The 614-nt window shown below is 50.5% G+C and carries 1 protein-coding gene; it reads right to left on the bottom strand.

Annotated elements, in window-relative coordinates:
• Positions 1–614: cation diffusion facilitator family transporter (locus R7190_RS28695; protein WP_318138039.1), on the bottom strand; the 614-nt coding region annotated here is incomplete at both ends.

Here is a 614-nt window from a genome sequence, read left to right as displayed (position 1 = left end):
TAATGCGCCTCAATTAAACGCAAGTTGTGATCCAATTCCAAATGCACTTGAATAAAACGTGTTGGACCAGACATACGGGTACGCAACTGATGTACGCCCAGCACGCCTTTCACGCTCAAACAAGCTTGGTTAATTTGCTCAAGTTCTTCATCGGGCAGCTTTCTGTCGAGCAACGTTTGAATCGCTTCGCTGACCATTTTGAAGGCGCTGTAAAGAATGAAGATACCAATACCAATCGCGAAGACCGCATCCGCTTGCGTTACACCAAAGTAGCTGAGCCCAAGCGCGACCATGATCGCCCCGTTCATGTATAAATCCGTTTGGTAGTGCAACGAATCTGCCGCGATTGCTTGGCTGCCCGTGATGCGTACCACGCGTTTCTGGAACATGACCAAACCAAACGTCACCATCATCGCAAACAAGGAGACATACACACCCAGCTCCGGCGCGTTCAGTTCGTGTGGCCTGAAGAAACGATCGATACCGTTTAGGATCAAAAATACCGCAGAGCCGGAGATAAACATCGCCTGTGCCAACGCAGCGAGAGACTCGGCCTTACCATGCCCAAAAGTGTGTTCTCTGTCGGCTGGTTGCAGCGAATAGCGAACCACCAC

The organism is Vibrio sp. 1078-1 (assembly GCF_033340475.1).
Note: the sequence above shows the minus strand (reverse complement) of the source record. Positions and strands in the feature narration are given on the sequence as shown.